Origin of the sequence: Streptomyces sp. 6-11-2, from assembly GCF_006540305.1 — a bacterium.
Classification (GTDB): Bacteria; Actinomycetota; Actinomycetes; order Streptomycetales; family Streptomycetaceae; genus Streptomyces.
The window spans coordinates 6,804,968-6,819,295 of record NZ_BJOR01000001.1; the positions used below are offsets into that span (position 1 = coordinate 6,804,968).

Below are 14,328 nucleotides of genomic sequence, written 5' to 3' on the forward strand. Positions count from 1 at the left end.
CGGAACGTTCCTCAGCCGTGGACGGGCGCCTGCTCGCCGCCGGCACGGGCGCGGGAGGCTTCGATCTCCGCGTAGGCCTGCTCGCGGCCCTCCCAGTGCGAGCCCTCGACGGACTTGCCGGGTTCCAGGTCCTTGTACACCTCGAAGAAGTGGGTGATCTCCAGCCGGTCGAAGAGGGGGATGTCGTCGATGTCCTGCACGTCCGCGTACCGCGGATCGTGCGCGGGGACGCAGAGGATCTTCTCGTCCGGGCCGCGTTCGTCCTTCATGGCGAACATGCCCACCGCCCGGCACTCGATGGTGCAGCCGGGGAACGTCGGCTCGCCGGTCAGCACCAGCGCGTCCAGCGGGTCGCCGTCGCGGCCCAGCGTGCCGTCGATGTAGCCGTAGTCCGCCGGATACTGGGTGGAGGTGAACAGCAGCCGGTCGAGCCGGATGCGGTGCAGTTCGTGGTCCATCTCGTACTTGTTCCGGGACCCCTGGGGGATCTCAACGATCACGTCGAACTCCATGGTGTCCTCCTGGTGGCGGAAGCCGTCTCGCCGTGCGGCACCAGGGCGTGCGGCCGTACGTGCCGGGCGGGCATGGGCGGACCGGGCCGTGGCCGGGGAGCGAGGGCCGGTCGGAGTGGGCATCGTTCCTCCTGGTCACATCCGTTGGACCAGGGACCGTCAGCGGCGTCATGCCGCGGTTTCGGTGAGCCCCATCACCGACGCTCGGCGCGTTCTGCGGGTGCCCGGCGGATCGCCGTGGCCGGCATCCAGCGTACGTCGCACAGGCCTCGTCGACACCGCGACCAGGTCGGCGACGCCGTGCGTCACGCCGGGCACGCGTTCCCGAGCGCCCTCCATGGCGTAGCCCCGACCCCGGGCGGCGGCGATCCTCTTCATCGGCGGCCCGTCCCTCCACCGGCCATCGGCCGCGCCGCCCCGCACAATGCTCCCGATCACGCCGGTCCGGGTTCCCGCCACCCCTGGATGCGCATCGCGGTCCGCGTGGCGCGCGGAAGGCCGCTGCGGGCGGCCGGGGGCGGCCTACCCCTCGCCGGTCTTGGGTCGGGGGATTGTCCTGGACGAACTCACCCGGCAACTGGTCGGTGACCGCGTCCAGTTCGGTCCCGATCCGTCGACGCACACCTACTGCGCGCCGGGCGGCATGATCGGCAACAACTTCTGCGGGGCGTCCGCCGAGGTGCAGGAGTTCCTGCCCGTCGACCGTGTCCGCGGGACCGGCCCCCGCACACGGCGGGTGGTGACGGCACCACCCCCGACCCGTCGGCCGGCGCGGTCCGGCGTGAGTGCCGTGACGCGTCGGCCGACGTGGCCGCCGAGGGGGGGCGGAAGAGCGGCGTCTAACGCCGACCGGCCATGGCGGCCGGGAGCGCCGCTCGCGCCGTCTCGGCGCAGGTCACCGGGCGGCTCCGAACTCCTGGGTCCAGTAGTTGCCGGGCTGGGCGAGACCGACGCCGATCTCCTTGAAGGAGCAGTTGAGGATGTTCGCCTTGTGGCCGGCGCTGGACATCCAGCCCGCCATGACCTGCTCGGGAGTGGCGTAGCCGTAGGCGACGTTCTCGCCGTAGGTCTGCCAGCTGTAGCCGGCGCGCGTGATGCGGTCGCCCGGGGCGGAGCCGTCGGACCCGGTGTGCGACATGTTCTGGTGGGCCGCCATGTCCTCGCTGTGTGCCTGGGCGGCCTTGGTCAGCTTCTCGTTCACGGTCAGCGCCGAGCAACCGACCTTGGAACGCTCGGCGTTGACGAGTTCCACGACGCGAGCCGTGGCCCCGGACGACGTGCTGGTGTCATTGGACGCACTCGGTTCGGCGGGCGCACTGGCCTCCGGCGCACTCGGCTCGGCGGGCGCACTGGCCTCCGGCGCACTCGGCTCGGCGGGCGCACTGGCCTCCGGCGCACTCGGTTGGCTGGGGGCGGCCGGCTCGGCCGGGGACTCCGGCGAAACGGGGCCGACCGGGGAGACGGGGTTGCCCTGCCGGTTCCAGCCCGGGTGGCCCTGCCGGTTCCAGCCGTGGTTGCCCTGCTGGTTCCCGGCGCCGTAGGAGGGGCGCTCTCCGGGGGCGGACGGCTGGTTGCAGGCCAGTGCGGTGGAAGGTATGGCGACGGCGCCCGTGGCGACGGCGGCGACGACTATGCGCCGGTAGTGCTGCTTCTTGCGGTGCGTGCCCATTGCGTGACCTCGCTCGGGGTGGGGGGTCGTCATTCTCTGGACGGCTCCGCAAAGGGCGCAAAGGGCCCTTGTTACTACTTGACCTCGTACTTTCGCGAAACCCTTGCGAAAGCGAATGCAGGCGTGCTGCTCCCGGCCACCGTGGCCGCCGGATTCCTGGCACGCCGTCAGAAGGCCCCGGGCGGCGCGGGACGAGCGAGGGTGGCGGGGGAGGGGGGTGCCGCCGGGCCCGTAATGACGCGCTCTGCACGAAGACGGACAAATCCCATATGTCGCCGGAGCGGCATCTACTAAGCGGCCCGCTTAGTTACGGGAATGATGTGATGGATGTCACGGAATAACGGTTTCGTGACCATGTTCCACGTGATGCGTCGCCGGGTCCCGCGTGATGCGAGGGGGCGCGGCGACACGCTGGACCTTCACCCCTCGTTTTCTTGAGTCGTTCGTGTTTACGGCGTAGGTTCGGCGCATGACCGGACCTCGGACCGAGTCCACAGCCGGGGAGCTTCGTGACGCCGGCCTGCGCGTGACCGCCGTGCGGGTGGCACTGCTCGAGACCGTACGGGCAGGTGATCACCTCGATGTCGAGGCGATCGCCTCCGGGACGCGCGAGCGCGTGGGTCACGTCTCCCTGCAAGCCGTCTACGAGGCGCTGCGCGCGCTCACCGCGGCGGGACTCGTGCGCCGTATCGAACCGGCCGGCAGCCCGGCCCGGTTCGAGGGGCGCGTCGGGGACAACCACCACCACGTCGTGTGCCGCTCGTGCGGTGTCGTCGCCGACGTCGACTGCGCCGTCGGCGACGCTCCCTGTCTGGCCGCGTCCGAGGACCACGGCTTCTCGATCCACGAGGCCGAGGTCAACTACTGGGGCCTGTGCCCCGCCTGTTCCACCTCCGGCAGTACCTGAGCTCGCGATCCGCCCAGTCCGGAAGGAAGACCATGTCCGAGAACCCCGATGCAATCGTGACCGACGCGAAGACGGAGGGCACAGGCGGCTGCCCGGTCGCGCACGGTCGTGCGGCGCACCCCACCCAGGGCGGTGGAAACCGCCAGTGGTGGCCGGAGCGCCTCAACCTGAAGATCCTTGCCAAGAACCCCGCGGTGGCCAACCCCCTCGGCGAGGACTTCGACTACGCCGAGGCGTTCAAGAGCCTCGACCTCCCGGCCGTCAAACGGGACGTGGCCGAGGTGCTGACCACCTCGCAGGACTGGTGGCCCGCCGACTTCAACCACTACGGCCCCTTCATGATCCGGATGGCGTGGCACAGCGCCGGCACCTACCGGATCAGCGACGGCCGGGGCGGCGCCGGTGCGGGCCAGCAGCGCTTCGCACCGCTCAACAGCTGGCCGGACAACGGGAACCTGGACAAGGCCCGCCGCCTGCTGTGGCCGGTGAAGAAGAAGTACGGCCGGAACCTCTCGTGGGCCGACCTCATGATCCTCGCCGGCAACGTCGCCCTGGAGTCGATGGGCTTCAAGACCTTCGGGTACGCGGGCGGCCGTGAGGACGTGTGGGAGCCCGAGGAGGACGTCTACTGGGGTCCCGAGACCACCTGGCTCGGCGACGAGCGCTACACCGGCGACCGCGAGCTGGAGAACCCGCTCGGCGCGGTCCAGATGGGCCTGATCTACGTCAACCCCGAGGGCCCGAACGGCAATCCGGACCCGATCGCCGCGGCCCGCGACATCCGTGAGACGTTCCGCCGGATGGCGATGAACGACGAGGAGACGGTCGCCCTGATCGCGGGTGGCCACACCTTCGGCAAGACCCACGGCGCGGGCCCCGCCGATCACGTCGGCCCCGCCCCCGAGGGTGCCTCGATGGAGGAGCAGGGCCTGGGCTGGCGGAGCACCTACGGTACCGGCAAGGGCGGCGACGCGATCACCAGCGGCCTGGAGGGCATCTGGACGGACACGCCCACCACCTGGGACAACAGCTTCTTCCAGATCCTGTTCGGCTATGAGTGGGAGCTGTTCAAGAGCCCGGCCGGCGCCTACCAGTGGCGGCCGAAGGGCGGCGCGGGCGCGGACACCGTCCCCGACGCCCACGACCCCTCCAGGCGGCACGCGCCCACGATGCTGACGACGGACCTCTCGCTGCGCGTCGACCCGGCCTACGAGCCGATCTCGCGCCGCTTCATGGAGAACCCGGAGGAGTTCGCGGACGCCTTCGCGCGCGCGTGGTTCAAGCTGACCCACCGCGACATGGGTCCGGTCGTGCGCTACCTCGGCCCGGAGGTTCCGGCGCAGACGCTGCTGTGGCAGGACCCGCTGCCCGAGGCGGAGTACGAGCAGATCGACGCCGGGGACGCCGCCCAGCTCAAGGCCAGGATCCTCGACTCGGGTCTGTCCGTGCCGCAGCTGGTGTCCACCGCGTGGGCGTCGGCCTCCACCTTCCGCGGCAGCGACAAGCGCGGCGGTGCCAACGGCGCACGTATCCGGCTTCAGCCGCAGAGCGGCTGGGAGGTCAACGACCCCGACGAGCTGGCGACGGTGCTGCGCACCCTGGAGCAGGTCCAGGAGTCCTTCAACGCCGCCCAGAGCGGCGGCAAGCGGGTCTCGCTGGCCGACCTGATCGTGCTCGCCGGTGGTGCGGCCGTCGAGCGGGCCGCCAAGGAGGCCGGCTTCGACGTCGAGGTGCCCTTCACCCCGGGCCGCGTGGACGCCTCGCAGGAGCAGACCGACGCGGAGTCCTTCGCCGCGCTGGAGCCCACCGCCGACGGCTTCCGCAACCACTACGGGAAGGGCAACCGGCTGCCGGCCGAGTACCTGCTGCTCGACCGGGCGAACCTGCTGACCCTGAGCGCCCCCGAGATGACGGTCCTCGTCGGTGGTCTGCGCGCCCTCGGCGCCACGTACAAGGGCTCGCAGCTCGGTGTCCTCACCGCGACGCCCGGCGTGCTGACCAACGACTTCTTCGTCAACCTGCTCGACCTGGGCACGACGTGGAAGGCGACGTTCGAGGACGCCGCTGCCTTCGAGGGCCGCGACGCCGCCACCGGCGAGGTCAAGTGGACGGGCAGCCGTGCCGACCTCGTCTTCGGGTCCAACTCCGAGCTGCGCGCGCTCGCGGAGGTCTACGCGAGCGACGACGCGAAGGAGAAGTTCGTCGAGGACTTCGTCGCGGCGTGGGTCAAGGTCATGAACCTCGACCGGTTCGACCTCGCCTGATCGCGCATGGCCACAACTGAACACGCCTGATCACGCCTGACTTCGGCTGATCATGGCATCGAGGCCGGCCGGCCCGCTCCGGCCGGCCTCGACATGTTTCCGCCTCCCCGCGTACCAGAATCTTGTTTCGTCCTACATCCAAGTGCATAATGCACTTATGCATAAGCGGGTTATGGACCCAGTGGGTTCCGAGGCGTCGCCCGAGGACCTGATGATCGCCGTCGAGCAGATGGTGCGCTACGTACGCCGCAGCGCCACCTCCGGCGGACTGAGCACGGCCGCCTCCTCGGCACTGTCCCGGCTGGGCCGCGAGGGCCCCTACCGGCTGACCGAGCTGGCGCGGGCGGAGAGCGTGTCCCAGCCCAACATGACCCAGCTCGTGACCCGGCTGGAGCGGGCGGGCCTGGTACGGCGCACCGCCGACCACAGCGACGGCCGGGGCGTGCTGGTGGAGGCCACCGACGCCGGTCTCGAACTCTTCCGGCAGCGCCGCGCCGAACGCGCCCGGGCCCTGCAGCAGCTCGTGGAGGAACTGCCCGAGGCCGAGCAGCGGGCGGTGCGGGTCGCGCTGCCGGCCCTGGCCCGCGTCATCGAGGACCGCCAGGCGCGCTCCTGACCCGCCGCGCCACCACCGCTCACCTCAGCCCACCTCACAGGAGAGGCGCACATGAGTGCACCGCACGGAAAGGCCGCCGGTCATGGAAAGGCCGCCAGCCCTTTCAAACAACCCAAGGCCGTCTGGGCCGTCGCGTTCGCCTGCGTCATCTCGTTCATGGGCATCGGCCTGGTCGACCCGATCCTGCCCGCCCTGGCCGAGAGCCTGCACGCCACGCCCAGCCAGGTCTCCCTGCTGTTCAGCAGCTACCTGATCGTCACCGCGGTCGCGATGCTGATCGTCGGCTGGTTCTCCAGCCGCTTCGGAGCCAAGCGCACCCTCGTCACCGGCCTGGCCGTCATCGTCGTCTTCGCCGCCCTGGCCGGCTCCTCGGGCTCCATCAACGGCATCGTCGGCTTCCGCGCCGGCTGGGGGCTGGGCAACGCCCTGTTCATCGCCACCTCGCTGGCCGTCATCGTCGCCTCGGCCAGCGGCGGCTTCGGCGGCGCGATCATCCTCTACGAGACCGCGCTCGGCCTCGGCATCGCCGTGGGCCCGCTGCTCGGCGGCGAACTGGGCGCCATCAGCTGGCGCGGCCCCTTCTTCGGCGTCGCCATCCTCATGGCCGTCGCGCTCATAGCCACCCTGGCCTTCGTCCCGAACCTGCCGAAACCGGAACGCCGCACCTCGCCCCTCGCCCCCCTCAAGGCACTGCGCCACCGCGGCCTGCTGACCATGGGCATCATGGCCCTGCTGTACAACTGGGGCTTCTTCACCATGCTCGGCTACGCGCCGTACCCGATGGAGCTCGGCGCCCACCAGCTCGGGCTGGTCTTCACCTGCTGGGGCCTGCTCGTGGCCGCCTTCAGCGTCTTCTTCGCCCCGCGCCTTCAGGCCCGCTACGGCACCGCCCCCGTCCTCTACGCCAACCTGCTCGGCCTGAGCATCGTGATGGCCGTCATCGCGGCCGGGGTCGCCAGCCCCACCGTGGTCATCGTGGCGGTCATCGTCAGCGGCGCGTTCATCGGCATCAACAACACCCTGACCACCCAGGCCGTCATGCTCGTCTCCCCGGTCGAGCGGCCCGTCGCCTCCTCCGCGTACGGCTTCCTGCGGTTCATCGGCGGCGGCCTGGCACCCTACGTCGCCGGCAAGCTCGCCGACGCCACCGACCTCAGTGTCCCGTTCTACCTCGGCGCCGCCACCTTCCTCCTCGCCATTCCGGTGCTGGCCTTCGGCCACCGGCTGCTGCGGGAGGCCGAGACGCGCACCGGTGAAGGGGAGCCCGTCACACCGACGTTCACGTCCGTCGGCACCGCGGCGCCCACCGGCACGCCGCCCGTGATCGTCGCCGTCGGCGCCCACGAAGGGGCAGCCGTGATCGTCGACGCCGCGGCACGGCTCGCCCGGGACACCGGCAGCCCCCTGGAGGTCGTGCACGTCCAGCAGACCGCCGTCGTCGAGGAACAGGCGGCCGACGCCGAGGACTTCGCGCAGGCCCACGCCACCGTCACCGCCCACCTCGACCGGCTCGCCGCCCATGGCGTCGTCGCGCGGGGCCAGATCCTCGGCAGCGTCGGCGACCACGCGGCGGCCGGCCGCGCCCTGGCCCGGCACGCCGCCGAGGTGGGCGCGCGTGCCGTGGCGGTGGGCCGTTCGCCGCGCGGCCCGCTCGCTCAGTTCGCCGACGGCAGTTTCACCGCGGCCCTGACCCACGCCGCCACCTGCACCGTGGTCCTCGTCGACCCCGGCAGCGAGCCGCGGCCGCTGACCGCGGCCATGTTGCCGGAACTCCGGGGCGCGGCGGGCTGACCGGCGCCGGATCCCCGGACGGGGACCGCGAGGCGGCCGTCCGCCGCGCGGTCCCCGTCCGCGGGGCGGACGTCACCGGTCGTGTGGCGCGCGCCGCGTGCGTGAGCGGGGGTCGACGGCCAGGGAGCCCGCGGTGACCTCCTCGGGGCCGGATTCCGGCCGGTCGTGCCGGTCGCCGAGGAACGCGTCGCCGTACAGGTCCTCGAGCCAGGAGGACTGGTAGATTGTGTCGAGGTAGCGCTCCCCGAGGTCCGGGGCGATGGCCACGGCGGTCAGGGCGCGGGCGTCGTTGCGCGACAGCCAGTCCATCGCGCCGCTGACCACCGTCCCGGTGGACCCGCCGAACAGGAAGCCGCGCCGGGCCAGTCGGTGGCAGGCGCGAATGGTGTCCGCCTCCTCGACCCGGACCACCTCGTCGACGAAGGACTCGTCGAGCAGCGGCGGGCGCATGCTCATGCCCAGGCCGGGGATCATCCGCCGGCCCGGCTTGCCGCCGAAGGCCACCGAGCCGACGGTGTCCACCGCAACGATCCGCACCGGCCGGTGCCACTCGCGGAAGAAGCGGGCACAGCCCATCAGCGTGCCCGTGGTGCCCGAGCCGACGAACAGCACGTCGAGACGGGGGAACTGGAGGGCGATCTCCGGCGCGGTCTTGCGGTAGTGGGCCCCCCAGTTGTTCGGGTTGGTGTACTGGCTGAGCCAGACGTACCGCTCGTCGGAGGCGCACAGCGCGCGGACGTAGTCGATCCGCGCGCCGAGGAAGCCGCCGTTGGCATCCAGGTCGGCGATGACGTGCACCTCGCTGCCCAGCGCCTCCATCAGCAGCCGTGCGGACAGGTTGCAGCGGGAGTCCGTCACGCAGAGGAACCGGTAGCCCTTGCTGGCGGCGATCATGCTGAGCGCCACACCGAGGTTGCCCGACGAGGACTCGATGAGGATCGAGCGGGGCGTCAGGAGGCCGTCCCGTTCCGCGGCCTCCACCATCTCTGTCGCGGCCTTCATCTTGATCGAGCCGGCGAAGTTGAAGCCCTCGCACTTCAGGTAGAGCGAGCGCCCGAATGTCGGCCGGAGATCAACATAGAGTTGGCCTTCGTTGAAGGCGTGGGGGGCTGAGATGACGGGCACGCTGGCCTCCTGATGCCTGGGCCGAGGGTAGGAACGTTCAGCCGTATCGGCGCAGCTCATGGAAGAAGTCGTCGATGACGTGCAGGTTTCCGGCGCGGGCCACCTCGTCGTAGACGTACTTGCCGACGGCGAGGTCGAGGATCCCCAGGCCGAACGGCGAGAAGATCACCGGCCGGTCGGTGGGCGGATCCACCCGCCCGGTCATGACGTCGTCGAGGGTGCCGTGCAGGAAGTCCCGGCCGCCGGTGAGCTGCTCGGTCAGGTGCGGCGAGGTGCCGGCCTTCAGGCAGTGCTCGACGTCGTCGACGAAGTTGGCCGCGGAGAGCAGCACCTGGGGGGCGAGATCGCGCAGCGACACGTGCAGGACGACCGGATGGTGGGTGAACCAGGCCGGGTCGGTGACGTGCGGCTCGCCGGCGATCGTCGCGAAGACCACCAGGTCGCTGGAGCGGATCAGGTCCTCGGCGCTCTCGTGGACGGTGACCTCGGGGGCGTGCCCGGGGGCACCGGTCTGGCGCAGGTAGCCGCAGAACCCGGCGGAGCTGTCGGCGGACACGTCGTACACGCCGACGCTGTCGAAGCTGAAGCCGGTGCCGGTCAGGAAGGTGTGGATGTAGCGCGCGATCAGGCCGGTGCCGAAGAAGCCGACCCGGGTGGGGCGGGGCCGGTTGCGGGTGAGCCAGTCGGCGGCCAGCGCCGCGGACGCGGCGGTCCTGGTGGCGCTGATGATGGAGCTCTCCAGGCAGGCGAACGGGTAGCCGGTGTCGTGGTCGTTGAGGACCAGGACCGCCGAGGCCCGGGGCAGGCCGGCGCCGACGTTGGCCGGGAAGCTGGAGATCCACTTCAGTCCGTCCACGCCCGCCGACCCGCCGACGGAGGCCGGCAGCGCGATGATCCGCGCCGTGGGACGGTCGGTGAAGCGCAGGAAGTACGACGGCGGGTTCACCGTGCTGCCGGAGCCGTGCAGCCGGTACGTCGCCTCGACCAGCTCCGTGAGCTGCTTCTCACGCCCTTCGAGCGCTTGCCGGACCTGGGCGCCGGAGATCACGGCGAAGGTCGGCACCGGGGTGGGCCGGGAGGTGGTCGGGTCGGTGGCGGGGGAGGTCACGGGGGTCATCGCCGGATTCCCTTCGGGGTCGGGCCGTACTCGGCCAGGCGCTGGGGCTCGGCCATGGCGACGAGTACCTGTCGGTCACCGGTGAAGGCCTCCCTGCTGTGCGCGGTGCGGATGTTGTCGACCAGCATCAGGTCGCCGGACTGCCAGGGCTCGCGTTGGGTGTGTGCCTCGTAGGTCTCGTTGAGCAGCTGCACGACCTCCTCGCCGATCGGTGCGCCGTCGCCGAAGAGGGTGTTGAACGGCAGCCCGTCCGCGCCGTACTCGTCCACCAGGTACTCGCGCACCTCCGGGGCCAGCGTCCACTCGTTGAGGAAGGCGATCTGGTTGAACCAGCAGCGCCGGCCGGTGACCGGGTGCCGGACCACGGCGCAGCGCCGCTGCCGGGTGCGCAGGCCGCCGTCCGGCTGCCAGGCGAACTCGATGGCATGGGCGCGGCAGTAGTTCTCGACGGTCTCGCGGTCGTCGGTGCCGAACGACTCCGCCAGGGACGCCCCGATCTCGTCGTTGTAGCTGCGGGTGAGCAGCCAGCCCTCACGCTCGAAGCGCTCGGTCAGCTCCGCGGGCAGCGCGTTCAGCACCGCCTCCGCGTCGGCCACCGCGGTCGCCCCGCCCCCGGCGGGCGCGGTCGGGCACGCGAACAGCATCAGCCCGGGCACCTTCAGCGCGTAACTCAGCTCGTGGTGCATGCACATGGGCTGGTTGGCGGGCCAGGCGGTGGAGGAGTACAGACCGGGGCCGTAGGACTCGCGGGGGGCGAAGGCCTCCCGTTCCGGCATCAGCGGGCCGGCCAGTTCCGTGAAGACGGCGGAGATCTGCTCGGGCTCCCGCAGTCCCAGGCCGCGTACGAGCACGGCTCCGTGCTCGGCGACCCGGGCCCGCAGTGTCTCGCGGTGCTCGGCCGCCCATCCGGTCGCGTCCGCAGAGGTCTCGACACGCAGGACGGGCGGTCTGTCCGGTCGCAGCTCCACCTCCAGTACCGAAGCCGGGGACGAGAACGACATCTCGGTTTCCTTTCGTTCGTCACCAACGAGGCCGGGGTGGTCCTCAGCGGTGTTCAGGAGGAGGCCAGCAGGTCGGCGGCGTCCAGTACGGCCGCCGCCACCGCGGCCGGGCGGGTGCGTGGGAAGTAGTGGCCGCCGTCGGTGAGTTCACGCAGCGCCACCTGCTCGGCCAGGAACTCCCAGTCCCGCCAGTGGTCCTGGAAGCCCGCGGTGCTCGGGTCATCGGCGGCGACGACCACGGTGACCGGCGCGGCCAGTCTCACCGCCGGCGGCCTGTCCAGGGCGTCGGCGAAGCAGCGGTGCGCCAACACGCAGTCGTGCCGGTAGGCGGCCCCGACGCGCTCGGCGTGCTCCGCGTTCAGCTCGCCGAGTTCCAGGTGGCCGCCGTCCGCACCGAGCCGGGCGGCGATCTCGGCGTCGCCGCGCTCGGTCAACTCGGTGGCTGCGGCGCGTCGTTCGGCGGCCGTGCCGAGCAACTGCGCGCCGAGGAACACCCGGGTCACCTCCACTCCGAGCGCGGAGAGCCTCCGGGCGGTCAGCAGGGCGGGCGCGGTGCCGGAGGAGTGGCCCCAGAGCATGACCCGCTTCAGGCCGCGCCCGGCGATCTCCGTGGCGACCCGCTCCACCACCTGTTCCAACGGCGCGAACGGCTCCTCGCCTGCGGCCAGGTCGTGTCCGGGCAGGTCCACCGCGTGGACGGCGACGCCGCTGCCGGCCAGGGCGCTCGCCAGCGGCTGGAAGTTGACCGCGTTGCCGCCCGCGTGGGGGAAGCACACCAGCGCGCACTCGGGGGAATCCTCGCCCGCCGACAGCGGCTGGAGCAGCTCCGGCCGCTGCCGGGCCGTGCCGTCGAGGCACGCCGCGAGTTCGGCGAGCACCGGGTGCCGGGTGATGTCCTTGAGGGACACCGCGCGGTTCAGGGCGATGGTGAGCTTCACCGCCGACAGGGAGGTCCCGCCGCGGTCGAAGAAGTGGTCCCGTCGGCCGATCGTCTGCCCGGGCAGGCCCAGCAGTTCCGCCCAGGCGGCCGCCAGCCTCCGCTCGGTCGGGGTGCGCGGGGCGTCGTCGGACTCGCCGGAACCGGCTTCCTCCGCCGTCTGCTCGCCCCGTTCGGCCAGCGCGGTCAGCGCCTTGCGGTCGATCTTGCCGTTGGCGGTCAGGGGCAGCCCGTCCTGCCAGTGGAAGGCCGACGGGACCATGTACGCGGGGAGCACGGCACCGAGCGCGTCGCGCAACTCCTCCGGATCGAGTCGCCGGCCGGTGTGGAAGGCGATCAGATGCGTGCTGCGGCCCGCGAGTTCGGCGACGACCACCGCGCCGTCCCGGACCCCGGGAACGCGCAGCAGGGTGTTCTCGATCTCCCCGATCTCGATGCGGAACCCGCGGATCTTGACCTGGCTGTCCCGGCGGCCGAGGAACTCCAGCTTCCCGCCGGGGTGCCAGCGGCCCCAGTCGCCCGCCAGGTACAGCCGCTCGCCCGGCCGGTGCGGGTCCTCGCGGTAGGCCTCACGGGTCCGCTCGGGGTCGTTGACGTATCCGCGTCCCACGCACACGCCGGAGAAGGCGATCAGCCCGGGTGCGCCGAGCGGCACGGGCGAAAGGTGCTCGTCGACCACGTAGACGCGCACGTTGCCGACCGGGCGCCCCAGCAGCACCCGTTCCGGAACCGCGTCCATGACCTCGTGGTTGGTGTCGTCCGAAGTCTCCGTCAGCCCGTAGGCGTTGACCAGCTTGATGCCGGGCTGGAGGGCGAACCAGCGCTGGACGAGTTCCCGCTTCAGCGCTTCGCCGGTCACCGACACGCAGGCCAGGTCGGGCAGTTCGCGCGGGTGCCGCTCCAGGTACGAGGCCACCACCTCCAGATAGGAGGGCACGACCTGCGCCACGGCGACCCGGCCGCGCACCAGCGTGTCGACGAACCGCTCCACGTCCACGACGGCGTCCTGCTCGACCAGCAGGGTCCGCCCGCCCACCAGCAGCGCGGCCAGCAGTTGCCACAGGGAGATGTCGAAGCACTGCGGAGCCGTCTGTGCCACCACCCGCCCGGGACCGATCCCCAGATCGTCGATCTTGGCGTACAGGTGGTTGAGCATGCCGGCGTGCTCGCACATCGCTCCCTTGGGCTCGCCGGTGGAGCCCGAGGTGAAGTAGATGTACGCCAACTGGCCCGGGGAGACCTCCACTCGGAGGTCGTCGTCCGCGTGCTCCTGCGCGTACGCCGTTTCGATCAGCAGCTTCTCGGTCCCCGGCGGCAGCGCGGCCAGCGCCTCGTCCAGGGTGCCGGTGCTGCCCGGCTCGGTCAGCACCAGCCGGCAGCCGGCCCGGGCGAGCGTCGCCTTGATGCGCCCGGCCGGGAAGTGCGGCTCGATCGGCAGATAGGCACCGCCGGCCTTGAACACCGCTAGTACCGCCGCCAGCCAGTCGAGGTTGCGTGCGGTGACCACGGCCACCACGTCCTCCCGGCCCAGACCGCGCTCCAGCAGCGCGCGGGCCAGCCGGTTGGCCCGCGCGTTCAGCTCCCCGTACGTCCACGAGCGCTCGCCGTGCACCGCGGCCACCGCTTCGGGGTGGGCCCGTGCCCGCTCCTCGAAGAGCTCGTGCGCCCGCGCGGACGGCAGTTCCCGATGGGGTCCGGCCAGCCCCTCCAGCTGGTCGCGCGTCTCCTCGGGCGACAGCAGGCTCTGCCGGGTGTGCTCGGCGTCCACGTCGGCGGTCATCAGGCGCAGCGCGGTCAGGTGATAACCGCAGACCCGGGCCGCGGCCTCGGCGTCCAGCACGTCCGTGCGGTACCGCAACCGTGCCGTCAGCAGCCCGTCCCGCTCGCCGAAGGCCATCCGCAGCACCGCCCCGGCGGGCAGGGCGCCGCCCCCGGTGTCCGCCGGGTCGAAGACGGCCTCGAACAACGGTCCTGGGAGTCCCAGCTCCCGGCGCAGCTCGTCCACGGGGAAGTCCCGGTGCGCGAGCAGGGCCGCCGCGACACGGTGGGTGTCGAGCACCAGCCGGCGCCAGGACCCCGGCGCGACGGCCGGCCGGCAGGGCAGCGGGCCGGCGTCGGGGCCCGTGACACAGCCCGTCACCACGTCCTGCTCACCGGACAGCGCGGCCAGCACCTTGGCGTGCGCGGCCAGCAGGACCGTGCTGGACGGCACCCCCAGCTCCGCCGCGAGGGCGCGCACCGCCCGGGCCGTCCCGGCCGGCACGGTCTCCTCGTGTTCGGCGTCACCGGCCACCGGCTCGCGTGCCCACCGCGGAACGGCGGTGAACCCGCCTGCGGTGAGCACCTCGCTCCAGAACTCCCTGTCCGCTGCCACGAGCGCTCCCATTGA

General features: G+C 71.8%; 10 protein-coding genes and 1 riboswitch. Of the genes, 4 read left to right on the top strand and 6 right to left on the bottom strand.

Features of this window, described 5'->3' with window-relative positions:
• Window positions 1-11: 11 nt before the first annotated feature.
• A complete protein-coding gene (locus tag TNCT6_RS30455; protein ID WP_141364104.1) occupies window positions 12-512 on the bottom strand; it encodes an inorganic diphosphatase in 501 nt (166 codons plus the stop codon).
• A 143-nt stretch (window positions 513-655) separates the two neighbouring features.
• Window positions 656-720, bottom strand: a riboswitch (Fluoride riboswitch).
• 687 nt (window positions 721-1,407) lie between these two features.
• Complete coding sequence (locus TNCT6_RS30465; protein ID WP_141366956.1) at window positions 1,408-2,181, bottom strand: CAP domain-containing protein; 774 nt, start codon at window positions 2,179-2,181, stop codon at window positions 1,408-1,410.
• A 469-nt stretch (window positions 2,182-2,650) separates the two neighbouring features.
• On the opposite strand from TNCT6_RS30465, the gene TNCT6_RS30470 reads away from it, so the two are divergent.
• The 4 genes from TNCT6_RS30470 to TNCT6_RS30485 all read left to right on the top strand — a co-directional run bounded on the left by TNCT6_RS30470 (window position 2,651) and on the right by TNCT6_RS30485 (window position 7,759).
• The gene (locus tag TNCT6_RS30470; RefSeq protein WP_141364106.1) at window positions 2,651-3,088 is read left to right on the top strand and encodes a Fur family transcriptional regulator; all 438 of its coding nucleotides are present in this window, start codon (window positions 2,651-2,653) and stop codon (window positions 3,086-3,088) included.
• Between the two features lie 32 nt (window positions 3,089-3,120).
• The gene (katG, locus tag TNCT6_RS30475; RefSeq protein WP_141364108.1) at window positions 3,121-5,352 is read left to right on the top strand and encodes a catalase/peroxidase HPI; all 2,232 of its coding nucleotides are present in this window, start codon (window positions 3,121-3,123) and stop codon (window positions 5,350-5,352) included.
• A gap of 172 nt (window positions 5,353-5,524) precedes the next feature.
• Window positions 5,525-5,968 carry a MarR family winged helix-turn-helix transcriptional regulator gene (locus TNCT6_RS30480; RefSeq protein ID WP_141364109.1) on the top strand — a complete coding sequence of 148 codons (444 nt, stop codon included), beginning with the start codon at window positions 5,525-5,527 and terminating at the stop codon, window positions 5,966-5,968.
• 51 nt (window positions 5,969-6,019) lie between these two features.
• Complete coding sequence (locus TNCT6_RS30485) at window positions 6,020-7,759, top strand: MFS transporter (protein WP_141364111.1); 1,740 nt, start codon at window positions 6,020-6,022, stop codon at window positions 7,757-7,759.
• A 72-nt stretch (window positions 7,760-7,831) separates the two neighbouring features.
• On the opposite strand, the gene sbnA is transcribed toward TNCT6_RS30485, so the two are convergent.
• The 4 genes from sbnA to TNCT6_RS30505 are packed head-to-tail and all read right to left on the bottom strand — an operon-like array spanning window position 7,832 to window position 14,325.
• Window positions 7,832-8,884 carry a 2,3-diaminopropionate biosynthesis protein SbnA gene (sbnA, locus tag TNCT6_RS30490; RefSeq protein WP_141364113.1) on the bottom strand — a complete coding sequence of 351 codons (1,053 nt, stop codon included), beginning with the start codon at window positions 8,882-8,884 and terminating at the stop codon, window positions 7,832-7,834.
• Window positions 8,885-8,921: 37 nt separating this feature from the next.
• Complete coding sequence (gene sbnB, locus TNCT6_RS30495) at window positions 8,922-10,001, bottom strand: 2,3-diaminopropionate biosynthesis protein SbnB (RefSeq protein ID WP_141364115.1); 1,080 nt, start codon at window positions 9,999-10,001, stop codon at window positions 8,922-8,924.
• Window positions 9,998-11,002 carry a TauD/TfdA family dioxygenase gene (locus TNCT6_RS30500; protein WP_141364117.1) on the bottom strand — a complete coding sequence of 335 codons (1,005 nt, stop codon included), beginning with the start codon at window positions 11,000-11,002 and terminating at the stop codon, window positions 9,998-10,000. Before TNCT6_RS30500 ends, sbnB begins: the two co-directional genes overlap by 4 nt.
• Window positions 11,003-11,055: 53 nt before the next feature.
• On the bottom strand, window positions 11,056-14,325 hold the full coding sequence (locus TNCT6_RS30505; protein ID WP_141364119.1) for an amino acid adenylation domain-containing protein: 3,270 nt from the start codon (window positions 14,323-14,325) through the stop codon (window positions 11,056-11,058).
• Window positions 14,326-14,328 lie beyond the last annotated feature (3 nt).